The sequence below is a fragment of the Arthrobacter sp. 92 genome, from assembly GCF_050260325.1.
GTDB lineage: Bacteria > Actinomycetota > Actinomycetes > Actinomycetales > Micrococcaceae > Arthrobacter.
In genome coordinates, this window is record NZ_CP189863.1 from 1,124,147 (window position 1) to 1,148,140 (window position 23,994).

A 23,994-nucleotide genomic window follows, 5' to 3' on the forward strand; every position below is an offset into this window, starting at 1 on the left:
AACTCCCAGCGGAGCGGACTCAGATGGGGGTTCGCCATGGTGGTTCGAAAGCTGAGGGGCGGACGTTTCGCCACTCGACTGGGGGATTGCCGGGCCCATCCCTGCGCCTTCGGCCCCGGACCCCATCCCGGATCTCAAACGAGGCCGTCGTCGATTTGGAGATCCCGGGGTCGTGACGTAATCCAGCATCCGGAAGCCGGTGGTTGTCGGTGGCGAACTTCAGGTACGGGTTCCAGGCCATCACAGGGTTCGGGATAGAGCCGGTGCCTTTACTGGTGGACGTGCCCACCAGTTCCGAGCCCACCACGGACGACGGGGGATCCTTGGAGTCCACCCTTGAGGTCGTTGGCCCAGTTGCGGTGCACGTCTCCGGTGAGGATGACGGAGTTGCGCACGTTCGCGTTCACCCAGCCCTGCGTGTCGCGCGTAGCCGTCTCACACGTCCATGGAGACGTCGTCGATCTCCGGCGCCTGGTTCCGGTCCCATCCATCATGTGGAAGTTGGCCAGCCGGCCCCCTGGCTGCTGCGGTAAATAGTCATGTCGAACCAGGCCAGCACGGACGACGGCCGCAGCGGCATGTTCTTGTAGTTCGACTGGAACGCGGCCGCACGGCGCTGCCGGAACTCCAAAACCGAGCCCTAGTGAAACGCCATTGGAATCTGCATTCAATGTTTGAGGCACTGGGTACAGTTGCGTACATGGGGACGATTGTGAAGACAACAGGTTTGCTTGAAGAGCGATTCGTAGGCGATATAGAAGGCAAGTTCTTCATCCCGGCCTATCAGCGCGGATACCGGTGGGGCGTCGACGAGGTCACCCGTCTCCTCGATGATGTTGCCAACAGTCGTGAGCAGTCGTCGTACTATCTGCAGCCGATCGTCGTGAAAGGCATGACCGACGGTCGTTGGGAACTTGTAGACGGCCAGCAGCGACTTACGACATTGTTCCTGATTCTGCAGGACATCCGCCGATCCTTACCGTCGGCGAATGCGCGGTTCGAGCTCGAATACGAGACCCGAGTCGGGAGCCAGGATTATCTGAAGGATCCAGATGAGGTGGGAAGCACACGCAACATCGACTTCTTCCACATCCACAAGGCTGCTTCTACAATCAGATCGTGGTTTGAGGCACTGGGGCCCGGGGAGATTCAGGCGGCGATCGACTTCTACACTGATCTTTCGCGCCGCGTGAAGGTGATCTGGTACGAGGCGCCGGAAGCTACGAACTCGACTGATTTATTCACGCGGCTGAACATCGGCCGCATCCCGCTGACCGATGCCGAACTCGTCAAGGCGCTCCTGCTGACACGCGCCAAGGGCTCGCCGGGACAGCCCGACCGGTCGCAGGAGATCGCCGCGCAGTGGGACACATTCGAGCGCGATCTCCGCACGCCTGAGGTTTGGGCGTTCGTCGCGGGCCACGCGAACAGTCAGGCGACTCACATTAGCCTGCTGCTCGACACCCTTGCAGGCGGGCCGAGAGGACGCGAGCGTGCGCCCTTTCACACGTTTAGTACGCTGCGAGCGGAGATCGACGCCAACTACAAGACTTTCTGGAACAGAGTCATTGATCTTCATTCCCTGATTCTTGGCTGGTTCGAGGACCGAAACTTGTTCCATAAGGTCGGGTATTTGGTTGCGACAAGGACGCCTTTTAGCGAACTCGTTGTCGCCGCGGAGGGCAAGACCAGGAGCAGCTTCGAAACGACGCTAGACGACATGATCAAGACGAAATTGGCCCTGACGGATACAGCACTATCCGGGCTCTCCTACGAGAGCGCGGCGGGACGGGAGAAGGCGTCGCAGGCACTGCTCTTGATGAACGTCGAAACAATTCGAAAAATGCAGCATTCTTCGGAACGCTATTCATTCTGTGCTCACGCGGCAGGCGCGTGGTCGCTGGAGCACATTCACGCACAGAATGCCGAAGCACTTAATACCGGCGAGCAATGGTCGAGCTGGCTCCGATTGCATCGTGACGCGTTAGTCGGATTGCCGCTCGACGAGAGCCGTCGTAGCGACCTTATCCGTCGGATTGACGACGCGATCCCGACGATCAGCCGTGAAACGTTCCGGGAGCTGGAGCGCGAGGTGAACACGATCTTTTCTTCCGGTGATGAGGGCGCGGAGGGTGACGTGCACGTCATTGACAACCTTGCTCTTCTCGACAGCCGAGACAATAGCGCGCTGAGCAACGCGGTCTTCGAAGTAAAGCGGCTTGAAGTACTCCGAAGGGACCGCTTGGGTTCATATATCCCTGTGTGTACACGAAATGTGTTCCTGAAGTACTACACGGACGAGAGTGCCCAGCAGGTCCACTTTTGGGGCGCATCGGATCGGCGCGCCTATCTCGACGCATTCCGCGATGAAATCGGCGCGTATCTGACGGAAGAAGTGAGCGAAGCATGAGTATCCAAAGCCGGTCCACGACGTTCACCGGTATCTTCTTACCCAACGACACAGATGAGATTCATGCGATCGAGATCCCGCTGATTCAGCGGGACTACGCGCAGGGCCGAGAAAGTGTCGCTGTCGACGAGATCCGCCAGAACTTCATCGACGTTCTGCACGTGGCCGTCGCCGGGGAGAAACCTGCTCCGGTCGACCTTGACTTCGTCTACGGCGAAGTGAAGTCCGGTGTGCTGGAGCCTCTCGACGGTCAGCAGCGGCTCACCACGTTGTTTCTGCTGCACTGGTATCTCGCATCGCGAGCGGGAGAGCTTCGTTCTCCTCAGGCATGGATGAAGTTCTCCTACGCCACTCGGCCGAGTGCACGGCTATTCTGCGAACGGCTTGTGATGGGCCCGCTGCCAGACGCTGTAGAGCAGCCGTCAGCCTGGCTCTCTGATCAGCCGTGGTACCTCTTCGTCTGGCGCCACGATCCAACAATCCAGTCCATGCTTGTCATGCTCGACGCAATTCACGTGCAATTCCGGACAGCGGACGCCAAGTTGGCCTGGTCGCGGCTCGTGGACCCGATCGAGCCGGCGGTGACCTTCCTCTTGCTCGCACCGCCTGACATGGGCTCGGCTGCGGATCTCTACATCAAGATGAACTCACGTGGGAAGCCTCTGACTGAGTTCGAAACCTTCAAAGCGCATTTTGAGAAATCTATCGAGTCCACCGACCGCGCCGAGAAGTTTGCGCTAAATGTTGACGGCGCGTGGTCAGACTTACTCTGGGGATTCCGCGGCGACGACGACCTGGTCGACGACGAATTCATGCGCTACATCGGCTTCATCACCGAGTTGTGCGAGTGGCGCGATCCTGATGGCGACGTTCGTGAGCGTCGCGAACGTCTCAGCCGTCGCACTGAGCGGGTATTTGGTGGGGCCAATCCCAAGTGGGCCGAGTCATTGGACTTCCTGTTTGGGGCGTTCGACGTATGGGTCGGCCGCGACGTTGCCGGCGTATTTAGCGGGCTCTTCAGGAGTACCACCGAGCGGCCGGACGAAGTTGAAGCCGACCGCGTTGCGCTGTTCTTCCGAGACCCGCGGATCAACCTGTTCAACAGCTGCTGCCGCACTTTCGGAGATACAAGCGGCAGAACAAGGATCTTCACGTTCGGGCAGAGCCTCCTGCTCTTCGCGATACTCCTCCATCTCATGGAGGAGACAGGCGCACTTCAGGCCCGGATCCGCTCCTTGCGTAATCTCATAGAAGCTTCCACGAATGAGCTACGCGTTGACCGGATGCCTAGGTTGCTCCGAGACGTCGAACGACTTGTGCGCGACGGCGCTCTCGGCGAAATTGACAGCTTCAATAAACAGCAGGTCGAGGACGAACTGCTGAAACGGGAGTTCCTGGCCGCAAACCCAGAGCTCACTGAGACGCTTCATCGCCTGGAAGACCATCACCTCCTGCGTGGGTCGATCGGCGCCTTCTGGCTAGATCCGGCGAAGTTCGGTGCTCGGTCCGACGCGTTCCTTCGTCTGGCGTCAGAGCCCGAGTCCTGGCTCGAGGCTACTGGAGCGCTCCTAGCGGCCGGCGCGTATCAAAGGACGACAAACAATAGAAAGTTTCAATTCGGAACAGGGTCCAAGCGTTTCGAAAATGCGTGGCGAGAACTGCTTACCGGCGCAGACCGTGAGGCACTTTCTGCAACGCGCTCCGCTTTTGCCAAGCTCCTAGACGCCATCGATGATGGCGACGATTTGAAGACGACGCTAGTGGCAGTGCAATCCGAATGGCTTGCCCAGCGCGAATCGGAGCTCTATTTCGACTGGCGGTACTACTTAGTGAAATACTCGGCCATGCGTGAGGGCGGCTCGGGAATCTACTACTCAGAAGGCGGAGCGCTGGGCTACTCGCTGTGCATGCTCCGCGGTGGTACGAGCACGCTCAATAGCAGGTACCGGGATCCCTACCTCCTCGCAATTTGGCGGAATCTCGGTAACCCAGACGATGTCGATGACCCTTGGTTCACCGGACACGAGACCATTCCGCGATGGCTGCGGCTCAGGCGCAGCGGCATCGGGATTCGCTCAGTGTCCAGAGGGTTTGAACTGTCAGGACCTGCGCGGGACGGTTTCGCGGAGCTGTACGATTCGCTCCGGCGCCAGCTCGGTGCGCCGCACGACGGCATCATCGAGATCAAACAGGTGGGCGGAATCGACACGCTTGACCGCATCGCGATCGGAACAGAAATCATGCGGCGGCTTCTTGACGCGGGACTGTGATTGACAGATCCCCCCGAACCCTGCGTCTCGACTCGTTGCGTGCAAATAACAGCGGCGAGGCGTTCGGCAGAATTGCTGGACGCCCCGCCGTCGTGCGTGCGTGTCTTTGGCGAGTTGCTATCCCCGTGCCTGAGGCCCCGGAACCCCGTCCCGAATCTCAAAACGAAGCCTTCGTGCTCACCAGAGCCCCCGCATCGTGATGGTCCAGCACCCGAGAGTCAGCGATCACCGCGTCCTTGGTAAGGCGGGTGTTCAAGTAGCCTCGGTTGTCGTTGTAGAACTTCAGGTTCGAACCCGGACGGCACGGACGAGGGCCGCAACGGCATGTTCTCGTAGTAGGCCTGGAACGCGACGTGGACGCTTTGCGCGGCGTCGAGCTGCTCACCGATGTCACGCGGCGGCTCGTCCGCGGTGAATTGGAAGAGAGCTGACAGCGCCGCCGCCTAAACAGCCGCCGCTGTTCCGGAGACCTCGTCGAGCAGGGCTTTCGATGCCCTCATCAAACACAAGGACGCTGCGGTGAAGGTGCTGGTGCATCCTTAGGAGGCAGGCCGGCAAGAGGGCCGCGTCACCTCTGGCCTCCCCGGCCCGGGCGCACGAGCGTGGCCCACAGGTGCCACAGCATCGCGGCGAGGGTGGCGAGGAATGCGGCGACAGCCAGCCACAGCTCCGTGCGGCCAATCAGCGCCACAAGGGGAAGACGGTCGGCGCGCCCCAGATAAATCCCGGCCACGGCGTACATGCCCGGGGGGAAGATGACGCTCCAGAGGCCGGGTTCGTAGGACAGGGGCACGCGGTGGATCACGTGCCTCCACCATCCGGCCGCGAGGAGGACGGGGAAGAGCCACGAGGCGAAGGCCCAGAACACGACGGAGGAACCGGCCACGAGCCCCCGCGTCGCATCCACCATCGGCGCGCCGGCCATTTAGACGATCCGTGCACCGGCGAGGACGCTGATCGCCATGGCACCCATGGCCACGAAGTACGGCGGGCGCAGGTCCGCGGCCCGGATGGGGTAGGTCATGAGCCGCAGCGAGACGAAGATCCCCACCGCGGCGTACAGGATGAGCCCCACCGACCAGGCGACGACGGCGGCCAGCGCCAGGACGGCGCGCAGGTCCGGCGCGGCCAGGGGCTCCAGCGACGCCGCCGCGACCGCCACCGACTGGCTGGCCACGCACCAGATGAACCAGCTGCCGTTGGCGTCCTTCAGCACGGGGCGCTCCTCCCGGCCCAGCACGGCGGTCCACGGCACAACGTAGCCAAGCACCACCCAGGCGAGCGCCGCGACGGCGAAAAGCACCGCCGTCGTCCCCGTCCACCCTGCCATCCCCAGGCGCACGCCGAGCACATTCGTGCCGGCGATGAAGGTGAAGAATCCGAACGCCCGGGCGGGGTCCAGGAAGTCGCGGCGCATGTCGGCGCGGAACCTGGCCAGCCGCACCAGGCTGAGAACCAGGATCACGGCGTAGGAGACCGCACAGACCACAAGGAGTGCGGCGGAGAGTGCGTCGAAGCCTTCGAGCTCGAGACCCACCGAGATGATCCCGCTGGCCATAGTGAGGGCGAAGTACCCCGGCGTGAGGGTCTGCACCGCTTGGGAGACGCGGGAGCCGAGGGGGTTGCGTTTCACCGGGCAGAGGTCATGGCACCCAGCTTAGGGCTTGCTGATTCCACCTAAGCCTTAGGATGCCCCCGCCTGATTCCAGCCCCCGGCGGCTCCTAGCGGGCAGCATGGAAGCGCCACGGTGCTGCGACGTCGCGCTGAATCCGCCCCCTGGAAACCGGTGATAGATACGGCCGGAAGGACATTGTCTCTAGTGCTCAGGGAGGTCGTCAGGCGGTGAAGGTGCTGGTGCATGCTTAAGGCACGGCTCTTGCGTCTGCCGTGACCGATGATGTGTCGATGAAGGAGAACCCGTGAACAGCGCACTGGCAGTCATTGTTTTCGACGTCAACGAAACGCTCTCGGACATGTCGCCGATGGCAGAGCGCTTCACTGAGGTCGGAGCCCCTGCGCACCTAGCGAAACTCTGGTTCGCCACGCTGCTGCGGGACGGCTTCGCCCTGGCCGCCGCCGGCAGCAATGCAACCTTTGCCGAGATCGGCGCGGAGGTGCTGCGCGGGCTCCTCCCCGGCGCGGGCATCCAGGCAGATCTGGAGCCGGCGGTGAAGCGGATTCTGGCGGGAATGCGCGAGCTGCGCCCGCACCCTGACGTTGCCCCAGGTGTCCGTTCGCTGCGCACGGCCGGATACCGGCTGGTCACGCTGACGAACGGCTCCGCCGAGGTCGCGGAGAAACTCTTGGCACCGGCCGGAATCCTGGACCAGTTTGAACGTCTGCTGTCCGTGGAAGACGCCCCGGCGTGGAAGCCGGACCGGGCCGCGTACCGCTACGCCGCCGATGCCTGCGCCACGGATCCGGGGGAGATGATGCTCGTTGCCGTCCACCCCTGGGACATCCACGGCGCGGCACAGGCCGGGCTCGGGACAGCGTGGATCAACCGGACCGGGGCCAAGTACCCGACCTACTTCGCCGCGCCCGACGTCACTGTTGCCTCCTTGACGGAGCTGCCGGAAGCCCTGGGAGCCCCGGCGGATCGTTAAGCTGCCGGTTCAGCCGCGGGCGGCCCGGATACCCCCATGGGGGGCACCCTTGAACGCTCCGACGACGGCGCCCACCGGATCCCGGTGGGCGCGGCGTCGTCGGGAGGTGCGGTACTCCAGGCGAAGTCTGGCTTAGGCGCGTGCCGTGGCGTGGCCCTTGGTGAGGATCAAGGCCAGGGCGATCATCCCGGCGCCGAGGACCAGGTGCAGGACGTTGTCCAAGCTGTTCAGCGGCACGAAGTCAGCGGCCGAATCCTCGGGGACCACCAGGCCGTAGACGAACAGAACCAGGTAGATGACGCCGCCGTAGAGGAGGAAGGAACGGGCGCCGGTGGCCGACCTGGCCAGCAGGAGGCCCGCCGCGCCGAACAGCAGGTGGACGATGTTGTGCAGGGCCGAAACCTGGAAGAGGCCCAGCAGCATGGCCTCGGAGTGGTGGCCGGCGAAGGCGAGCTGGTCGTAGTTGCTCGTGATGCCCGGAACGAAGCCCAGGATGCCGACCAGCAGGAAGACGGCGCCGACGGCGAGGCTTGCCTTCTGGACGTTGGTGCGGGTTCCGGTGCGGGTGTGGTTCATGGTTGTCATGGCTGGCTCCTTGAGTGCGGGTTGCGGTGATGGACCTGCCGGTGTCCGGCCGGTCCGCTGCTTATGCCAGCAATTCGGAGGACACAGCGCGGCGGATTGCCGCGTGCCGGTTTTTTATGTCACCGGCCGCCGCGCCATCAGCCCTTTCTGCCGCGCGCCTTAGGTTCCTTCGGCGGCAGCCCGGCCACGTGCTCGAAGGCCTTCTCCACCCAAGCCTTGGCCCGCGCCTCGTCGCCGTCGCCCTCGGCGTTCCAGATCTCCGGCAGTCCCGTGTAGCTGCCCATGGGCCGCTCGGCCGGCCCGAACGGCACGGTCAGCTCGGAGCTTTCGAGCGTCTCCTTGTCCGCCTTGGAGAGCTTCACGCCGATGGTAGGGCCGAACAGGCCGGCGAACATGTTGCCGTTCACGAACGCCCCGAGGTTCCCGAACATCGGCTTGATAACCACCTCGGGGTGGTGGGGCAGCACCGAGCGCAAGTGGTCCTTATCGGCGTCGGACGCTTTCGGCATTTCCACGAGGTGCCTCCGGAAAACGGCTTGTCAGGGACGGGTTTACCTGCAGGATAGGCCCGTAGCTGGGCGCCGGTATAGGCCGCGTGCGCGGCCGTTTCCGCGCCCGAAAATGTCAACCACCGTCACCGCCGGCCACGATTGGATGCATCAGCAGCATTACCGACCCCATCGTCAGTCGGTGCGCGGCCCGTTGATGATGTCGTCGGCGTTCTCGAAGGCCCAGGCAACCAGCGGAACCAGCAGGGCGCTCAGCTCATAGCCGCGCTCCGTGAGGCTGTAGTCCACCCGGGGCGGAATGACAGGCTGGGCTTTCCGGCTGACCAAGCCATCGCGCTCAAGAGTCTTCAGGGTCTGGGCCAGCATTTTCTCGCTGACACCCTCGGCGCGCCGTCGCAATTCGCTCCACCGCTGCCCGCCCTCGGATAAAGCAAGCAGAATCAGCACGCCCCACTTACTGGTGATGTGGTCGAGCAGGGTGCGGCTGGGGCAGCCGGCCGGGAAAACGCCGTCGGCCAAGGCGGCGGGGAGCCGCGTGGCAGGGGCTGGATCGGCGGTACTAACTTCCATGCCAGTACCTTACCTCAAAGTGCGTACTCTCTTTTGGGAAGTAAGTCGAAGATGCCGTGGTTGTGATCGGTGATAGACACCCAATCGAAAGGAAATCCATGAGCATCGTCATCACCGGCGCAACCGGGCAGCTGGGCCGCCATGTAGTCGAGGCCCTGCTGGAACGCGACGTTCCTGCGGAGGACATCGTGGCCGCGGGCCGCTCCATCGAAAAGCTCGCAGACTTCGCCGCGCGCGGCGTCCAGGTCAAGTCCATGGACTATACCGATCCCGCCTCCGTGGCCGAGGCGTTGCAGGGGGCGGAGAAGGTGCTCCTCATTTCCGGCAGCGAGGTGGGGCAGCGTGTCGAGCAGCACCGGACCGTCATCGAGGCCGCGAAGGCAGCAGGTGTTGAACTGCTCGCCTACACGAGCATCGCCAACGCGGACACCACAAAGATGAAGCTGGCAGTGGAGCACCAGGAAACCGAGACCATCCTGCAGGAAGCGGGCGTTCCTTTCGTTCTCCTTCGTAATAGCTGGTACCTGGAGAACTACACCGATCAGTTGCCCGGCACGCTCGCACAGGGTGGGATCGCTGGAAGCGCAGGGGATGGCCGCGTCAGCGCAGCTTCCCGCGCCGACTACGCCCACGCTGCCGCTGCTGTGCTGGTTGCCGACGACCAGGCCGGCAAAATCTATGAGCTGGGCGGCGACGAACCGTTCACCATGGATGAGCTGGCGGCGGAGATCAGCGCGGCGACCGGCACGGAAATCTCCTACCAGGACCTCCCCGCGCAGGAGTACGCCGGAATGCTGGCCGGCGTTGGAGTGCCGGAGGCCTTCGCGGAAATCCTGGCCGACTCCGATCTGGGGATTGCCCGCGGTGACCTCCTGGTCAGCACCGGAGACCTGAAGGCGCTTATCGGACGCCCCGCCACGTCCCTGGCCGAAGCTGTCCGCTCAGCAGCTGCCGCCGCCTGATCTGCAGCCGAGCGTCGCGGCACTGCCCCGACCTCAGGTGGGCACCTTCTGCTGGCCCGGCGTCTAGGTTGCCCTGCCTTCCGGGCCGGGCAACCTAGACGCCGCCGAACATGCCCGCGGCAGCGCACGGTAAAGGTGTGTTAGCACTGTGTTGATGGACCTGGACACCTTAGAGGCATTCAAAGACCTATGGGGCACGAGCCCAAGCCGGCTGTCGGGACCATGCAGCACCTTCAATCCCCGCCTAAAGCAGGCCACCACGATCAAAGCTCCAGCGTAAACACCCGCAGCAGCACGTCCTGCCTTGCGGTGACATGGGGCTGATGGGCTTAGGGGCGAACGGGTGTCGCCGCCTCTTTTCCCACCACCGTTGTCCATGGGCGAGCGGTCCACGACGTCACGACGCCACCGGTGACGTAAGGATCGGCGGCTGCAAAAGCTCGTGCGGCTTCGAGTGCGTTTTCGCCCGTGAAGATCAGCAACCCACTGAAGGGTCCGTCACCAACGGCTCCGCCCAGCAGAAGATCGCCCCGTTCGACTGCTTCCCAAGCCGCCCTGAGGTGATCTGAGCGGTATTTTTCACGGGTTTGAAGGTAGTTGTCGTCGTAGAGGTATTCGAGCACAGCGTGCATGTGGCCGTCCATTTCGTCTAGGGGTTTCGCTCGTTGCTAGAAGTAGCGTACACACCAGGATTCAACCCGTGACCGCGGCCACCTCAACCTCAACCCCGGCATCCCGGAACTTCTGCACCTGCCCCGGGTCCGCGCCGTCGTCCGTCACCAGCGTCCAGGGGAGCGCGAGCCGCGCCCACGCGTGAAACGGCCGCAGGCCGAGCTTCGACGAGTCCGCCAGCACGTACACCTCACGGCCACGCCTTGCCATCAGTTCCTTGAGCCGGGTCTGGGAGTGGTCCGCCTCGCAGATGCCGTCCTCGGCGGTGACGGCGTCGGCGCCCAGGAACACGCGGTCAAAGCTCATTCGCTCCAGCGCCGCTTCGGCTAGCGGCCCCACAAAGCTCTGGCTCAGGCTCCGCAGCCGGCCGCCCAGGCAGTCCACCTCGATGCCCTCCGAATCGGCCAGCTCCTGCATCGTGTTGATCCCCGGCGTCGTCACGGACAGCTTCTCAAAACCCCGCAGCTCATGCGCCAGGGCGCCCACGGTGGAGCCGGCGTCCAGCAGGATGTTCTCCCCGGGCCGGATCACGGATGCCGCCCAGCGGGCGATCGCATGCTTCTGCTCAAACGCCTCGCCGGTGCGCTGCCGCAGCGACGCCTCCGGACGCGCACCCAGCGCCATCGCCCCGCCGTAGGTGCGGGCCAGCCGGCCCTGCCCGTTCAGGAGCGCCAGGTCGCGGCGGATGGTGGAGGCGGTCACCTCGAACCGGGCCGACAGTTCCTCCACGGACGCCAGGCCGGTGGTCACGGCAAGGTGGTAGATCTCCTCGCGCCGCGCATTTGCGCTCAGCATTCCCGGTCTCCTTCGCGTGGGCGTGCTTACCATGCTAGTTCCGGCCCCCTGCAAAACCCTGTTGCTACACGGCCACGCTGGGCCGCGTGGCCATTTCCGCCGCCTGGTGCAGCGCCTCCACCATGCTGCGCGGATCCGCGATCGCCTTGCCGGCAATGTCAAAGGCTGTGCCGTGGTCCACGGACGTGCGGATCACCGGCAGGCCCACCGTGATGTTCACGCCGGCCTCGATGCCCAGCACCTTCACCGGCCCGTGGCCCTGGTCGTGGTACATGGCCACCACCAGGTCGTAATCGCCCCGGCCGGCCAGGAAGAACAGCGTGTCCGCCGGCAGCGGGCCCGTGACGTCGATCCCGGCAGCCTGCGCGGCCTTCACGCCCGGCTCGATCTTCTCCGCTTCCTCGCCCTGGCCGAACAGCCCGTTCTCGCCGGCGTGCGGGTTGATGGCGCAGACGCCGATCTTCGGGTTCGGGATGCCCGCCCGGACCAGCGCCTCATGCCCGCGGCGGATGGTGCGCTCCACCAGGTCCGGGTTGATCTTGCGGATGGCGTCCATCAGGCCGATGTGCGTGGTCACGTGGATCACCCGGATCTTGGGCGTGGAGAGCATCATGGACACTTCCTCCGTGCCCGTCAGCTGCGCCAGCAGCTCGGTGTGCCCGGGGAAGATATGCCCGGCCGCGTGCAGCGCCTCCTTGTTCAGCGGCGCGGTGCAGATGGCCTGCACCGTCCCGGCCATCGCCAGCTCGCTCGCCACCCGGATGTACTCGTACGCGGCATGGCCGGCCACAGGGGAGAGCTGCCCCCACGGCAGGTCCTCCGGCAGCAGCGCCAGGTCGATCACATTCACCCGGCCCGGCGTGAACACCGCGTCCTCCACCTTCTCGATCGTGTGGATGTCCGCCTCGAGACCTAAGATGTCCGCGGCCTGGCGCAGGCGCAGCGCGTCGCCGATCACCACGGGCCGGCACTCGGCGTTGCTCTGCGGATCCAGCACGGCGGCCACCACCACCTCCGGCCCCACCCCGGCGCCGTCGCCCATGGTGACGGCCACGTAGGGGAGGGCGTCCTGCTCGGTCTTGCTTGCTGCTTCGGTGGTCATGTCTGCTCCAGATCGTTCGGAAGTCTTGCTGGGAAGGGTGTTGGCGGGAGCCTGCGCGGGCTGGCCGCGGCGCTCCCGGATTTCGTCATAAAGCTGTAGGAGTGCCAGGTCATCGCCAAAGCTGCCGGGCTTGGTGCCCACCAGCGTTCCGTCCTCGGTGCGGCTGAGCACCGCCCCGTGCTGCACGGCCGCGAGCGGCACCAGCCGGTGGAGGCCGACGGCGTCCAGGACTTCCCGGGCCGTCTCGCCGCCGGTGAGGATCAGGTCTGTTTTCGTTCCCTTGGCTGCCTCGGCGGCGAAGGCGGACAGTGCCTGGACGATGCGGGCGGCTTTTGCCGGGTTCACTTTGCCGCCGGCCAGGGTGACGGCCACGTTGCTGCCGGCTGCGAGCGACTGCCGCGTTTTTTCAAGCTCAGGTTGGTCGGCGCCGGTGGCACCCGCGTACAGCGGGTGCAGCCGGACCATGGTGAAACCGCGGGCCTCCAGCTTGGCCAGTTGCGCCTGCGCGGTTCCGGAAGCGGAGCCGACGACGGCGAGCACCGGCCTGGTGGCCTGCTGCGGCTCCGTGTGGGCTGATTCAGCCTGGGCCCCGGATTGCGCGTTTCGCGCAAGTTGTGCGCCAAGCCGCTGCGCGAGAACATCAGCCGTTCCGCCGGTCCCCACGAGCACCACGCGGCGGGCGCCGGCGCTGAAGCCAAGCTCCAGCAGGGCGTCCACCACGTTTTCGAGGTCCTGCACGGTCTCGCCGTCCGCCACCACGAGGGCCGGCTGCTCGGATTCGAACAGCCCGCCCAGTGTCGGGGGAAGCGAGCCGGACCGGACCGAGGCCAGATCCAGGGTCTGCACGGAGCCGGGATCCTCCGGGCGGAGGAGGGAAGGAATATCGGCGGGCGGGGCGGACAGTTCCGCGTGCCAGAGATCCGTCTGTGCCAGGGGACTCCCGGCAACAAACGGCTTTCCGGCAAGCACCGAACGCTGCAGCTGGGGGAGTGCCCCGGCAACAACAACGTGGTGGCCCAGCCCGGTCAGCGCGGCGATTTCGGCGCGTACGTTCCCGCGCCACAGCGAGTCGATCTTCTTGAACGCCACCTGCGCGCCCGCAGCTGCAGGACTCGAGAAAGCCTCGGCCACCAGCGCCCCGGCGGCGGATTCGGGAAGTCCGCGCGAGTGGGTATCGGTGACCACCACGTCGGTGACGTCCCCCGGTGTGGAGGCGCCGCCGTCGTGCGTTCCCGGAAGAACGGCCGTTCCAAGCGAAACCTGCGCGGACAGCCCATGCTGCACAAAGCAGTAGCCAACCTCGGCGGCGCCGGAGAAATCGTCGGCCTGCACATATACGGAAGCCACATTGCTCCTCTCGCGCTTGTAGTCGGTGGACCCGCCAAACGCGGGATTGCATTCATCATGGCACGATTGCGCGAATCACGCTAGATGGGTTGCGCAATTCGCGCAGGAGTGGCAAAGTGATGGAGACAACATTCGGCGCAGCCAACCGGCAGGCCGCCGTCCCCGTTCTACCGAGAGGTCAACGATGACCGTTCTTCCTCAAGGAAGTGAGATTTCCCGCCGCCGGCTGCTGCAGTTCGGCGCCGCGGCCGGGTTTCTGCTGGGCACAGGAAGCCTCGCCGGCTGCGCCGGCCCCACCGGACTGCCGGGACCCAGCACCCTGACCCTTGCCCTCAACCGGTCCCTGGTCAGCTTGGACAACAAGCTCAACCAGTTTGACGCAGCCGTCACCGTGCAGCGCTCGGTCCGCCAGGGCCTCACCGCCATCGGTCCCGAAACCAAGCCCATCCTGGTCCTGGCCGAACGCTTCGAGATGACCGGCCCAACCGAATGGACCGTCCGGTTCCGCGAAGGCATCCGCTATTCGGACGGCAGCCCCGTCAAGATCGAGGACGTGGCCACGGCCCTGAAGATGTACAAGCAGGTGCAGGGCTCCTTCGTGGCGGGCTTCTTCCCCGAGTTCCCCGAGGTGGTGCCCGTGGACGAGCGCACCTTCAAGATGGTCACCAAGAAGCCCGTTCCCATCCTGGACTCGCTGATGAGCATGATCCTGATTACCCCGGCTGCGCAGAACAAGCCGGAGGAACTGCAGGAAGGCCTGGGCACCGGCCCCTACGTGGTCACCAAGTACAACCGCGGCGCCGGCACCTACAGCCTGGCGCGGAACAAGAACTACTGGGGACCGGCTCCCAAGGTGGACAACGTTGAAGTCCGGTTCCTCCCCGAGGAATCCAGCCGCGTCATCGCCCTGCGCAGCGGCGAGGTGGACGTCATCGACTCCATCACCCCCGACTCCCGCTCGCAGCTCGCCGGACTTCCCGGCGTCACCCTTCAGGAAGCGTCCAGCCTCCGCCTCAACCAGATCTTCTTCAACTTCCGCAAGCCCGCCGGCCACCCGTTGGCCGACCCCCGCGTGCGTCAGGCCCTCAGCATGGCCATCGACGGCAAGTCCCTGGTCAAGGACGTGCTGGTGGACTCCGTCACCCAGGCCGAAGGCGTCACCCCCTCCAGCCTCACCGGCTACCACAAGACCGGCGAGTACGTTTACGACCCCGAAAAGGCCAAGGCCATCCTCGCCGAACGCGGCGTCAAGGACCTCACCCTGAAGATCATCTGGGAAACCGGCGAGTTCGCCTCCGACACCTCCGTGATGGAAGCCCTGGTGGAAATGTTCGGCAAGATCGGCGTCAAGGCCGAACTGCAGCAGTTCGAACCCGGCGGCAACATCATGGCCTGGCGCCAGGGCAAACAGGGGGACTGGGACCTGCTGGCCAACGGCTACCCCAGCCCCACCGGCCTGGCCATCACCATGCTGCAGGGCATGTACTCCGGCACCCCGGAGAAGGAAAAGACGCGTGATACCTACCAGGGCTACGTGATCCCCGAGGTCAGCGCCAAGGTCCAGGCCGCTTCCGCCGAAGCGGACCCGGCCCGTCGGCAGAAGCTGCTGGAAGATGCGCAGCAGGCTGTCTGGGACACCTGGCCCTGCGCCTGGGCGTTCGTCCCGAAATCCGTCCTCGCCCACCGGAACCGGGTGTCCGGGATCAACCTGGCACCCACCAACTCCTACCCCCTCGTTGATGTCCGGCTGGAGGCCTAAGCCATGACGAACTACATCCTGAAGCGCCTGGGACAGGGCCTGCTGACCGTGTTCCTCACGGTCTCCACCGTGTTCATCCTCATCCGGCTGGCCCCGGGGGACCCTGCCGTCTCCTACGCCGGCCCGCTGGCCACCACCGAACAGCTCGCCAAGGTGCGCGAGCAGTTCGGCCTGGACAAGCCGTTGCTGGAGCAGTACTGGATCTTCCTGCAGCAGCTGTTCGGCGGCAACCTGGGAACGTCCTACTCGTTCCAGGCCCCCGCCATGCAGGTGGTGGCCGAGCGGATGCCCTATACGCTCACCCTCGCCACCGCCTCCATCCTGCTCACCGCCGTGGTGGCCATCCCGCTGGGCGTGTGGATGTCCCGGCGCCCGGACACCGGCAAGGAACTCGGCGTGAACGTGCTGACCATCGCCGGGCAGTCCATGCCTGACTTCTGGACCGGCATCATGCTCCTTACCGGCTTCGCCGTCCTCATTCCCATCTTCCCGGCCTCAGGGTTCGCCACCTGGGGCGGGCTGGTGCTGCCCACCATCACCATCGCCATCCTGCAGATCGCCCTGATCTCCCGGATGGTCCGGCGGGAAATGACCGCCAACTTCGCAGCCCCCTACCTCACGGTGGCCCGCTCCCGCGGCGTCCGGAACTCGGTGCTCACCTGGCGCTACGCCATGGCCAACTCCGCCATTCCGGTGTTCACGGCCCTCGGCACCCGGTTCGCTGCCATGCTCAACGGCGTGGTGGTGGTGGAAGTGGTGTTCGCATGGCCCGGCGTCGGCTCCCTGATTGTGCGGGCCCTCGAAACCCGCGACTACCCCCTCATCCAGGCAACGGTCCTCCTCACCGCGCTCCTGGCGGTGGGTGTCCAGCTGGTCATCGACCTCGCCTACCCGCTCCTTGATCCCCGCGTTCGTCTTGGAAAGGCGGCAACAGCATGAGCATCAGCGACACCGTAACGCCTACCCGGCAGCCCAGCCCCAGCGCCGTCACCAAGGCGGACATCGCCAAGGCAGGCGCCACCCGCCGTCGGAATGCCGCCAAGTGGAAGCTCATCGCGGGCACCGTCTGCACCCTGCTGGTGATCATCCCGATCATCCTGGCCCAGGTGCTGCCGCTGCCGGACGCCAACTTCCAGGACCTTGCCGCCCGGCGCCTGCCGCCGTTCACGGACGGCCACCTTTTCGGCACCGACCAGCTGGGCCGCGACCTGCTCTCCCGCGTGCTGCACGGCGGCCAGGTCTCGCTGACCATCGGCCTGCTGGCAGTGCTGGTCTCCGGCGCCATCGGCATCATCCTCGGCTCGGCCGCCGGCTACTTCGGCGGCTGGGTGGACACCATCGTCTCCCGCGTTCTTGAAGCCCAGATGTCCCTGCCGCTGCTCATGATGCTGCTGCTGGTGGTGGCCCTGTTCGGACCCTCCATCCCGGTGATCACCTTCGTGATCGCCATCGCCCAATGGCCCGAAGTGGCCCGCCTCACCCGCTCCATGGTGCTGGTGGAACGCGAAAAGCCCTACGTCTCCGCCGCCCGGATCCTGGGCCTGCACCGCATCCAGATCCTGATCCAGCACATCATCCCCAACGTGATCAAGCAGGCCACCCTGGTGGTGCTGCTCCTGCTGGCCCAGGCCGTGCTGCTGGAGTCCGCGCTCAGCTTCCTGGGCGCCGGCCCGCAGCGCCCCTTCGCCACCTGGGGCCGCATCATCTCCGACGGCCAGGCCTACATCACCACCTCCTGGTGGATGGTCACCCTGCCCGGCCTGGTCATCGTGCTCATGGTGGTGGGCGTGAACCTGCTGGGCGACGGCCTCCGCGACCGTCCCCGCCGCAAGAAGAAGGGTGCCTGACATGACTGCACAAATTCCCGCTTCCAGCCGCCGCGAGGAGCCGAAGTTCCAGGAGCAGCCGAAGTTCCAAGAGCAGCCGAAGTTCACCGAGCAGCCGAAGTTCACCGAGCAGCCGCTCCTGGAGGTCCGCAACTTCCAGGTGGAACTGATCACCGACGCCGGCATCATCCGCGCCGTTGACTCCGTCACCTTCAGCATCCACCGGGGCGAGACGGTCACCATCATCGGTGAGTCAGGTTCCGGTAAATCGACGACGGCGATGGGCATCCTCCGCCTGCTGCCCGAGGACCTGGCGGTGCTTTCCGGCACCGTGCTGATCGACGGCGTCGACGTCACCGCCGATCCCAAGGCGATCGACAAGGTGCGCGGCAAGACCCTGGCGCTGATCCCGCAGGACCCCATGACGGCGCTGAGCCCCGTGCACTCGATCGGCAGCCAGCTCTTCGAAGCCATCCGGATCGCCGGCGCCGCCTCCGCCAAGGACAAGGGAGCCCTGCAAGCACGGGCCGTCCGGCTGCTGGAGCAGGTGCACATCCCCACCCCGGAGAAGCAGCTGAAGAAGTACCCGCACCAGCTCTCCGGTGGCATGCTGCAGCGCGTGCTGATCGCCATCGCCCTGGCCAGTGAGCCGCAGCTGCTGGTGGCGGACGAGCCGACGTCGGCCCTGGACGTCACCGTGCAGGGCGGCATCCTTGACCTGCTCCTGGAACTGCAGGAGCAGCGCGGCATCGGCATCCTGATGATCACGCACGACCTCGGCGTGGCCCGGCTGATCTCGGACCGCATCCACGTGATGAAGGACGGCCGGTTCGTGGAGTCCGGCGATGTCCAGCAGATTGTGGACCATCCCGCCACCGAATACACCCGGGCCCTGTTGGCCGCCGTGCCCGTCCTGGGGCCGTGGGATGAAACTCCCGCTCCCACCACCCTGACCACAACTGGAGCAAGCCATGACTAAGCCGTTCCTCGCCGTCGAAAACCTCGTGGTGGACTACCACGTGCCGGGCGGCACCTTCCGGGCCGTTGACGATGTGTCCTTCTCCGTGGACAAAGGCAAGACGATCGCCGTCGTGGGTGAATCCGGCTGCGGGAAGTCCACCATCGCCAAGGCGCTGATGCGGCTGGTTACCCCCACCAGCGGGCGCATCGTGCTGGACGGAACGGACATCGCCTCGATGAGCGAGGCGAAGCTGCGGCCCATGCGGTCCAGGTTCCAGATGGTGTTCCAGGACCCGTACGGTTCCCTGGACCCGCACATGACGGCGCAGGAAATCGTGGCCGAGCCGCTGAAGCTGCAGGGCGTCCGGTCCAAGGCGGAGCGGCACAAGGCGGCCGCCAAACTCATCGACCAGGTGGGCCTGCCCGTTGCGTCCCTGGACAAGCACCCATCCGAATTCTCCGGCGGCCAGCGCCAGCGGATCGGGATCGCCCGGGCCCTCGCGTCCAAGCCCGAACTGCTGGTCTGCGACGAAGCCACCAGCGCGCTGGACGTGTCCGTGCAGGCGCAGGTGCTGCGGCTGCTGAAATCCATCCAGGATGAAACCGGAATCACGTACGTGTTTATCTCGCACAACCTGGGCGTGGTGCAGGAAATCAGCGATAGCGTCATGGTGATGCAGCGCGGCAAGGTGGTTGAATACGGCTCCACCGCGTCCGTCCTGACCGCCCCCAAGGAGGACTACACCCGGAAACTTCGCCGCGCGGCGCTGGACCCCTCCACCATGACGGGCCTGAAGCCGCGGCACCTGGTGCGCTCCCTGGCGCTCGCCAACCAGGCAAGCTAGCCCTTCTGTACTTTCTGACCAACGCAACCGCAAGGAATCAACGCATGAGCAAGCAGCCCGAAGGCGCCCAGGTGGACGGCCTGAAACTTCCCATCTCCCGGCTGGTCCTGGGGACCATGACGTTCGGCGACACTGTTGATGAGGCCACCGCCGGGCGGATGGTGGAGGAAGCGCTCGACGCCGGCATCACCACTATCGACACCGCCAACGCCTACGTGGGGGGAACCACCGAGGAAATGCTCTCCCGGCTCCTGAAGGGCCGGCGCGGCGACATCATCCTCGCCTCCAAGGCCGGCATGCCGCACCCGGACCACGGCCAGCACTCGCCGCTGTCCCCGGCAGGGCTCCGCAACAGCGTGGAAGGCAGCCTGCGCCGGCTGGGCGTGGACAGCATCGACCTGTTCTACCTGCACCAGCCGGACCGCGCCACGCCCCTGAGCGACACACTGACCACCGTCGCCGAGCTGTTTGCCGAGGGGAAGATCGGCGCCTTGGGCGTCTCCAACTTCGCCGCCTGGCAGATCGCCGACGTCATCCACACGGCACGCGAAGTGGGGGCACCGCGGCCCGTCGTCGCGCAGCAGCTGTACAACCTGGTGGCACGCCGGGTGGAGGAGGAATACCTCGAATTCGCGGCCACCCACAACGTCCACACCATGGTCTACAACCCGCTGGGCGGCGGCCTGCTCACCGGCAAGCACAGCTTCGATGCCAAGCCCGCCGAGGGCCGCTACGGCGACTCCAAGCTAGCCGCCATGTACACGCAGCGCTACTGGGACCGGCAGCTGTTCGACGCCATCGAGGAACTCTCCCGCATCGCCGACGGTGCCGGCATCACGCTGGCCGAGCTGTCCCTGCGCTGGCTGGCCTACCGTGACGGCGTGGGCTCCATGCTGCTGGGCGGTTCCAAGGTGGAACAGCTCCGCGCCAACATCGCCGCCGTGGCCAACGGGCCGCTGCCGGCGGACGTCGTGGAAGCCTGCGACGCCGTGGGATCCTCCCTGCGCGGTCCCATGCCCGCCTACAACCGCTGACACTCCTCCAAACACCCGGCTCACGCCGCCCCTCCGCACACCAGAACTGAAGGTAGAAGATCCCCATGACATCCGAACTGGCCCTCGAATTCGCCCGCAAGATCCGCGCCCGGGAGCAGGCGGTGGGCTACTGGGCCGTGCTGGACGCCCCCGTGGCCACCGAACGCATCAGCCGGCTCGGCTATGACTACGTGGCGCTGGACGCGCAGCACGGACTGCTCGGCTACTCGGGCGTTCTGAACGGGCTGATGGCCATCGACGCCGGGCACACCGCCGTCGGGATGGTCCGGGTGGAGGACAACAACCTGACCGCCATCGGCAAGGCGCTGGACGCCGGCGCCGTCGGCGTCATCGTTCCGCTGGTCAACACGGCCGCGGACGCAGCCGCCGCCGTCGCCGCCGCCAAGTACCCGCCCATGGGCGGCCGCTCGTACGGGCCCATGCGCTCGGCGCTGCGGATCGGGCCGGTGCCCGCCGAGGCCAACGCGGCCACCCTGGTGTTCGCCATGATCGAGACGCCGGACGGCCTGGCCAACGTGAAGGAAATCTGCGCCACCCCGGGGCTGGACGGCATCTACGTGGGCCCGTCGGACCTGGCCATCGCCGTGGGCGGGGCCTTCCCGGGGGATCCGGCCATCGAAACCGAATTCAACGCCGCGCTGGAGACCATTGCCGAGGCCGCCGCCTCCGCGGGGATCGCCGCCGGCATCCACACCGCGGCGGGGGAGGTGGCCGCACTCCGGCTGAGCCAGGGCTACACGTTCACCACCATCGCCTCGGACCTCACGCACCTGGAACAGATCGCCAAGGCCCACCTCGACGCCGCCACCAGCGCCGCCCGCTCCGACGCCGGAACCAAGGAGAGCTGACCCCATGACGAATACCACCACCGACGCGTACAGCACCATCACCCCGGACGGGACCGTGAAGCGGGCGGACGGCGCGGACTTCGCCTACCTCCCGGCGCCCACCGTGCAAAGCCACGCCGCCAACCTCCTGACCCTGCCGGACGGGCGGCTGGGCTGCGTCTGGTTCGGCGGCACCCAGGAAGGCGTGCCGGACATCTCCATCTGGTTCTCCACGCTGGAGCTCGGCAGCAGCCAGTGGTCCGCACCCCAGCAGCTCTCGGACGACTCCACCCGCTCGGAGCAGAACCCCATCCTCTTTACCGCGCCGGATGGCGCCTTGTGGCTGCTGTACACCGCGCAGAAGGCGGGGAACCAGGACACCGCCGAGGTCCGCCGTCGTACGTCAACGGACAGCGGCCGCACCTGGGGCGAGGTGGAAACGCTGTTCCCCGCGAACGAAACCGGCGGCGTGTTTGTCCGCCAGCTCCCGGTGGTGCTGCCGTCCGGCCGCCTGATCGTCCCGATCTTCCGGTGCATCACCACGCCGGGGGAGAAGTGGGTGGGCAACAGCGACGACAGTGCCGTGATGATCTCCGACGACGCCGGCGCCACCTGGACCGAGCACGTGCTGCCGGGAAGCCTGGGCTGCGTCCACATGAACATCCAGCCCGTGGCCGACGGGTCCCTGCTGGCGCTGTTCCGCAGCCGCTGGGCGGACTCGATCTACGAATCCCGGTCCACCGACGACGGCATCACGTGGAGCGAGCCGGTTCCCACCGAGCTGCCCAACAACAACTCATCCATCCAGTTCACGGCGCTCGCGGACGGCCGCCTGGCCCTGGTGTACAACCACAGCCGGGCGGAGGCTTCCACTGAACGGCGCCTTTCGCTCTACGACGAGATTGACGACGACGGCCTGGCCGAGGAACAGGGACAGCTCGCCGAGCCGGTGCCTGGCGCTGCTTCTTCGTTCGACGACGGCGCTCGCCGGGCCTTCTGGGGGACGCCGCGTTCGCCCATGACGCTGGCCATCTCAGAGGATTCGGGCCGTTCGTGGCCCATCCGCCGGAACCTGGACGTGGGGGACGGGTACTGCCTGTCCAACAACTCCCGCGACGGACTGAACCGCGAATACTCCTACCCGTCCATCCACCAGGGCCCGGACGGTGCCCTGAACATCGCCTACACGTACTTCCGGCAGGCCATCAAGTTCGTCCGGGTGGACCCGCAGTGGGCCTACGAAGGCACCGAAACCCCGGGCGGCCTCGAGGACGGCTCGATCAATGCCGGCTGAGCAGCATGCGGTAGTAACGGGCTGCAGCTCCGGCATCGGTTTGGCCATCACCCGCCGGCTGCTGGCCGACGGATGGGCCGTGACCGGGCTGAGCCGGAGTGAAACCTCGCTGGACGGGACGTTCGAGTGGCTGCGCGCTGACCTGTCCCAGCCCGAGTCTTTGGTGGAGGCCGTTTCCGGGCTGCGGCCGGCTGATGCGCTGGTGCACGCCGCCGGGTTCCAGCGGACCGCTCCCTTGGGTTCTCTTGACCCGTCTGCGTTGGCTGGGATGTTCACCGTGCACGTGGCGGCGGCCAGCGTGCTGGCCAACGCTTTGGTGCCGTCCATGCCCGACGGCGGGAGGGTGCTGCTGCTGGGCAGCCGCACCTCCACGGGGTCCCCGGGCAAGAGCCAGTACGCGGCCACTAAGGCTGCGTTGATGGGGCTGGGCCGGACGTGGGCGCAGGAGCTCGCGCCGCGAGGGATCACGGTCAATGTGCTGTCCCCGGGCCCGACGGATACTCCGATGCTGAACGACCCCGGCCGGGCGGCCACCCCGGTGCGGATGCCGGCCCTGGGCGCCCTGGTGGACCCGGAGGATGTGGCCGCGCTGGCTGCGTTCCTGCTGGGGCCCCACGGGAAGTCAATCACCGGGCAGAATTACGTCATCTGCGGAGGGGCGTCGCTCTGAGTCCGTTCGTGGTCCATCACTTTGCGGACCACTTCGTCTTAACTCGACGCTCACCGTGCGCCGTTCCCGGCCTGTGCAGCCCGCTTGACGTAGTGGTTCAGCGGAGCCAGGGCCGGCTGCGACGACGGATCACCCACGGCGTCCGCTCCCACCGCATTGGCCACGGCCAGAGCCTGCGTGTAATCCAGGCCCGCCCCGAGTGCCAGCACCAGTGCCGCGCAAAAAGCGTCTCCCGCACCGATGGTGTTCGCCACGGTCACTGACGACGCCGGCACCTCTGCCACCCGCCGCCCGTGTTCGAACATCGCCGACCCGTCCTTCCCGTACGTCACGGCCACCAGCTTGGCCTCCGCCAGCGCAGGTATCAGCTGGTACTCGGTCTCGTTGACGATCACCAGGTCGCAGCGCTCCAGCAGCTCCTCCGGCAGGTCCATGGCCGGGGCCGCGTTCAGGACGAAGAAACCGGTGGAACGACGGGCCGCTTCCAGCACCACGGGCAGGCCCACTTCGAGTTGGCACAGCACCTTCTCGTCAGGCCCGAACTCCAGGCTCTCCAACGAGAACCTGGAGTTGGCTCCGGGGCAGACCACGATCTGGTTTTCACCGTCCCGGTCCACCACGATTAGTGCCGTGCCTGTCGCGTCACCGTCGAGCACGGCGACGGCGGAAGTATCCACCCCGGCGCCTGCCAGCGCGCCGAGGATCAGGCGACCGGAGGCGTCATCGCCCACTGCTCCGATCATCCTCGAACTGGCGCCCAGGCGCGCGGCAGCCACCGCCTAGTTGGCTCCCTTGCCGCCTGGCTGCTGCGTCAGGGCGCCACCACCAACCGTCTCCCCGGCGGCGGGGAGCCGGTCCGTCGTGGCGATGATGTCGAGGTTGATGCGGCCGACGACGGTGACGGCAGGCAGTCGAGTGCTCATGGAAGT

The 23,994-nt window shown here is 65.9% G+C and carries 19 protein-coding genes and 4 pseudogenes; 13 read left to right on the forward strand and 10 right to left on the reverse strand.

The window, feature by feature from the left end; translation table 11 throughout:
• Positions 1 to 19: 19 nt before the first annotated feature.
• Positions 20 to 625: pseudogene (locus tag ACP4XC_RS05170) on the reverse strand (alkaline phosphatase D family protein); the annotation flags it as partial.
• A 45-nt stretch (positions 626 to 670) separates the two neighbouring features.
• On the opposite strand from ACP4XC_RS05170, the gene ACP4XC_RS05175 reads away from it, so the two are divergent.
• Together ACP4XC_RS05175 and ACP4XC_RS05180 are read left to right on the forward strand one after the other, a co-directional pair.
• Positions 671 to 2,410, forward strand: a complete 1,740-nt coding sequence (locus ACP4XC_RS05175) for a DUF262 domain-containing protein (protein WP_427173796.1) — start codon at positions 671 to 673, stop codon at positions 2,408 to 2,410.
• Positions 2,407 to 4,680, forward strand: a complete 2,274-nt coding sequence (locus ACP4XC_RS05180; RefSeq protein WP_427173797.1) for a DUF262 domain-containing protein — start codon at positions 2,407 to 2,409, stop codon at positions 4,678 to 4,680. Before ACP4XC_RS05175 ends, ACP4XC_RS05180 begins: the two co-directional genes overlap by 4 nt.
• Before the next feature lie 117 nt (positions 4,681 to 4,797).
• Here the strand turns inward: ACP4XC_RS05180 and ACP4XC_RS05185 are convergent.
• Positions 4,798 to 4,969: pseudogene (locus tag ACP4XC_RS05185) on the reverse strand (alkaline phosphatase D family protein); the annotation flags it as partial.
• Positions 4,970 to 5,248: 279 nt separating this feature from the next.
• A pseudogene (locus tag ACP4XC_RS05190) lies at positions 5,249 to 6,313 on the reverse strand (tellurite resistance/C4-dicarboxylate transporter family protein).
• 287 nt (positions 6,314 to 6,600) lie between these two features.
• Between ACP4XC_RS05190 and ACP4XC_RS05195 the strand changes: the two are divergent.
• A complete protein-coding gene (locus tag ACP4XC_RS05195) occupies positions 6,601 to 7,287 on the forward strand; it encodes a haloacid dehalogenase type II (RefSeq protein ID WP_427173798.1) in 687 nt (228 codons plus the stop codon).
• 132 nt (positions 7,288 to 7,419) lie between these two features.
• Here the strand turns inward: ACP4XC_RS05195 and ACP4XC_RS05200 are convergent, their stop codons facing one another.
• From ACP4XC_RS05200 to ACP4XC_RS05210, 3 genes are all read right to left on the reverse strand, one after another.
• Positions 7,420 to 7,872: a DUF4383 domain-containing protein gene (locus ACP4XC_RS05200; RefSeq protein WP_427173799.1), complete on the reverse strand. Its 453-nt coding sequence runs from the start codon at positions 7,870 to 7,872 to the stop codon at positions 7,420 to 7,422.
• Between the two features lie 137 nt (positions 7,873 to 8,009).
• Positions 8,010 to 8,387, reverse strand: coding sequence for a TfoX/Sxy family protein (locus tag ACP4XC_RS05205; RefSeq protein WP_427173800.1), 378 nt, complete (start codon positions 8,385 to 8,387; stop codon positions 8,010 to 8,012).
• A gap of 168 nt (positions 8,388 to 8,555) precedes the next feature.
• Complete coding sequence (locus ACP4XC_RS05210; RefSeq protein WP_427173801.1) at positions 8,556 to 8,951, reverse strand: winged helix-turn-helix transcriptional regulator; 396 nt, start codon at positions 8,949 to 8,951, stop codon at positions 8,556 to 8,558.
• A gap of 98 nt (positions 8,952 to 9,049) precedes the next feature.
• Here ACP4XC_RS05210 and ACP4XC_RS05215 point away from each other — a divergent pair, with 98 nt between their 5' ends.
• The gene (locus ACP4XC_RS05215; protein ID WP_427173802.1) at positions 9,050 to 9,913 is read left to right on the forward strand and encodes an SDR family oxidoreductase; all 864 of its coding nucleotides are present in this window, start codon (positions 9,050 to 9,052) and stop codon (positions 9,911 to 9,913) included.
• A gap of 329 nt (positions 9,914 to 10,242) precedes the next feature.
• On the opposite strand, the gene ACP4XC_RS05220 is transcribed toward ACP4XC_RS05215, so the two are convergent.
• The 3 genes from ACP4XC_RS05220 to pdxA all read right to left on the reverse strand — a co-directional run bounded on the left by ACP4XC_RS05220 (position 10,243) and on the right by pdxA (position 13,829).
• Complete coding sequence (locus ACP4XC_RS05220) at positions 10,243 to 10,545, reverse strand: YciI-like protein (protein ID WP_427173803.1); 303 nt, start codon at positions 10,543 to 10,545, stop codon at positions 10,243 to 10,245.
• A gap of 61 nt (positions 10,546 to 10,606) precedes the next feature.
• Positions 10,607 to 11,380, reverse strand: a complete 774-nt coding sequence (locus tag ACP4XC_RS05225) for a DeoR/GlpR family DNA-binding transcription regulator (protein WP_427173804.1) — start codon at positions 11,378 to 11,380, stop codon at positions 10,607 to 10,609.
• Positions 11,381 to 11,444: 64 nt separating this feature from the next.
• Positions 11,445 to 13,829: a 4-hydroxythreonine-4-phosphate dehydrogenase PdxA gene (gene pdxA, locus ACP4XC_RS05230; RefSeq protein WP_427173805.1), complete on the reverse strand. Its 2,385-nt coding sequence runs from the start codon at positions 13,827 to 13,829 to the stop codon at positions 11,445 to 11,447.
• Positions 13,830 to 14,013: 184 nt separating this feature from the next.
• Here pdxA and ACP4XC_RS05235 point away from each other — a divergent pair, with 184 nt between their 5' ends.
• The 9 genes from ACP4XC_RS05235 (at position 14,014) to ACP4XC_RS05275 (ending at position 23,065) form a co-directional block, all read left to right on the forward strand.
• Positions 14,014 to 15,588: an ABC transporter substrate-binding protein gene (locus ACP4XC_RS05235; protein WP_427173806.1), complete on the forward strand. Its 1,575-nt coding sequence runs from the start codon at positions 14,014 to 14,016 to the stop codon at positions 15,586 to 15,588.
• A gap of 3 nt (positions 15,589 to 15,591) precedes the next feature.
• Positions 15,592 to 16,527 carry an ABC transporter permease gene (locus ACP4XC_RS05240; protein WP_427173807.1) on the forward strand — a complete coding sequence of 312 codons (936 nt, stop codon included), beginning with the start codon at positions 15,592 to 15,594 and terminating at the stop codon, positions 16,525 to 16,527.
• On the forward strand, positions 16,524 to 17,435 hold the full coding sequence (locus ACP4XC_RS05245; RefSeq protein WP_427173808.1) for an ABC transporter permease: 912 nt from the start codon (positions 16,524 to 16,526) through the stop codon (positions 17,433 to 17,435). The genes ACP4XC_RS05240 and ACP4XC_RS05245 overlap by 4 nt, the downstream gene beginning before the upstream one ends.
• Before the next feature lies 1 nt (position 17,436).
• Positions 17,437 to 18,393 carry an ABC transporter ATP-binding protein gene (locus ACP4XC_RS05250; RefSeq protein WP_427173809.1) on the forward strand — a complete coding sequence of 319 codons (957 nt, stop codon included), beginning with the start codon at positions 17,437 to 17,439 and terminating at the stop codon, positions 18,391 to 18,393.
• The gene (locus ACP4XC_RS05255; protein ID WP_427173810.1) at positions 18,386 to 19,219 is read left to right on the forward strand and encodes an ATP-binding cassette domain-containing protein; all 834 of its coding nucleotides are present in this window, start codon (positions 18,386 to 18,388) and stop codon (positions 19,217 to 19,219) included. The genes ACP4XC_RS05250 and ACP4XC_RS05255 overlap by 8 nt, the downstream gene beginning before the upstream one ends.
• Before the next feature lie 44 nt (positions 19,220 to 19,263).
• A complete protein-coding gene (locus ACP4XC_RS05260; protein WP_427173811.1) occupies positions 19,264 to 20,253 on the forward strand; it encodes an aldo/keto reductase in 990 nt (329 codons plus the stop codon).
• 65 nt (positions 20,254 to 20,318) lie between these two features.
• Entirely contained in the window at positions 20,319 to 21,122 is an 804-nt protein-coding gene (locus tag ACP4XC_RS05265; RefSeq protein ID WP_427173812.1) for an HpcH/HpaI aldolase family protein, read from the forward strand.
• A gap of 4 nt (positions 21,123 to 21,126) precedes the next feature.
• The gene (locus tag ACP4XC_RS05270; protein ID WP_427173813.1) at positions 21,127 to 22,395 is read left to right on the forward strand and encodes a sialidase family protein; all 1,269 of its coding nucleotides are present in this window, start codon (positions 21,127 to 21,129) and stop codon (positions 22,393 to 22,395) included.
• Positions 22,385 to 23,065, forward strand: a complete 681-nt coding sequence (locus tag ACP4XC_RS05275; protein ID WP_427173814.1) for an SDR family NAD(P)-dependent oxidoreductase — start codon at positions 22,385 to 22,387, stop codon at positions 23,063 to 23,065. The genes ACP4XC_RS05270 and ACP4XC_RS05275 overlap by 11 nt, the downstream gene beginning before the upstream one ends.
• A gap of 50 nt (positions 23,066 to 23,115) precedes the next feature.
• On the opposite strand, the pseudogene ACP4XC_RS05280 reads toward ACP4XC_RS05275, so the two are convergent.
• Positions 23,116 to 23,988, reverse strand: a pseudogene (locus tag ACP4XC_RS05280) (ribokinase).
• Positions 23,989 to 23,994: the final 6 nt, after the last annotated feature.

Bases quoted from the DNA above. Each gene is read 5' to 3' on its own strand.
- ACP4XC_RS05175 (WP_427173796.1), top strand. From the start codon at position 671: ATGTTTGAGGCACTGGGTACAGTTGCGTACATGGGGACGATTGTGAAG.
- ACP4XC_RS05180 (WP_427173797.1), top strand. From the start codon at position 2,407: ATGAGTATCCAAAGCCGGTCCACGACGTTCACCGGTATCTTCTTACCC.
- ACP4XC_RS05200 (WP_427173799.1), bottom strand. From the start codon at position 7,872: ATGACAACCATGAACCACACCCGCACCGGAACCCGCACCAACGTCCAG.
- ACP4XC_RS05210 (WP_427173801.1), bottom strand. From the start codon at position 8,951: ATGGAAGTTAGTACCGCCGATCCAGCCCCTGCCACGCGGCTCCCCGCC.
- ACP4XC_RS05215 (WP_427173802.1), top strand. From the start codon at position 9,050: ATGAGCATCGTCATCACCGGCGCAACCGGGCAGCTGGGCCGCCATGTA.
- ACP4XC_RS05220 (WP_427173803.1), bottom strand. From the start codon at position 10,545: ATGCACGCTGTGCTCGAATACCTCTACGACGACAACTACCTTCAAACC.
- ACP4XC_RS05225 (WP_427173804.1), bottom strand. From the start codon at position 11,380: ATGCTGAGCGCAAATGCGCGGCGCGAGGAGATCTACCACCTTGCCGTG.
- ACP4XC_RS05235 (WP_427173806.1), top strand. From the start codon at position 14,014: ATGACCGTTCTTCCTCAAGGAAGTGAGATTTCCCGCCGCCGGCTGCTG.
- ACP4XC_RS05240 (WP_427173807.1), top strand. From the start codon at position 15,592: ATGACGAACTACATCCTGAAGCGCCTGGGACAGGGCCTGCTGACCGTG.
- ACP4XC_RS05245 (WP_427173808.1), top strand. From the start codon at position 16,524: ATGAGCATCAGCGACACCGTAACGCCTACCCGGCAGCCCAGCCCCAGC.
- ACP4XC_RS05250 (WP_427173809.1), top strand. From the start codon at position 17,437: ATGACTGCACAAATTCCCGCTTCCAGCCGCCGCGAGGAGCCGAAGTTC.
- ACP4XC_RS05255 (WP_427173810.1), top strand. From the start codon at position 18,386: ATGACTAAGCCGTTCCTCGCCGTCGAAAACCTCGTGGTGGACTACCAC.
- ACP4XC_RS05260 (WP_427173811.1), top strand. From the start codon at position 19,264: ATGAGCAAGCAGCCCGAAGGCGCCCAGGTGGACGGCCTGAAACTTCCC.
- ACP4XC_RS05265 (WP_427173812.1), top strand. From the start codon at position 20,319: ATGACATCCGAACTGGCCCTCGAATTCGCCCGCAAGATCCGCGCCCGG.
- ACP4XC_RS05270 (WP_427173813.1), top strand. From the start codon at position 21,127: ATGACGAATACCACCACCGACGCGTACAGCACCATCACCCCGGACGGG.
- ACP4XC_RS05275 (WP_427173814.1), top strand. From the start codon at position 22,385: ATGCCGGCTGAGCAGCATGCGGTAGTAACGGGCTGCAGCTCCGGCATC.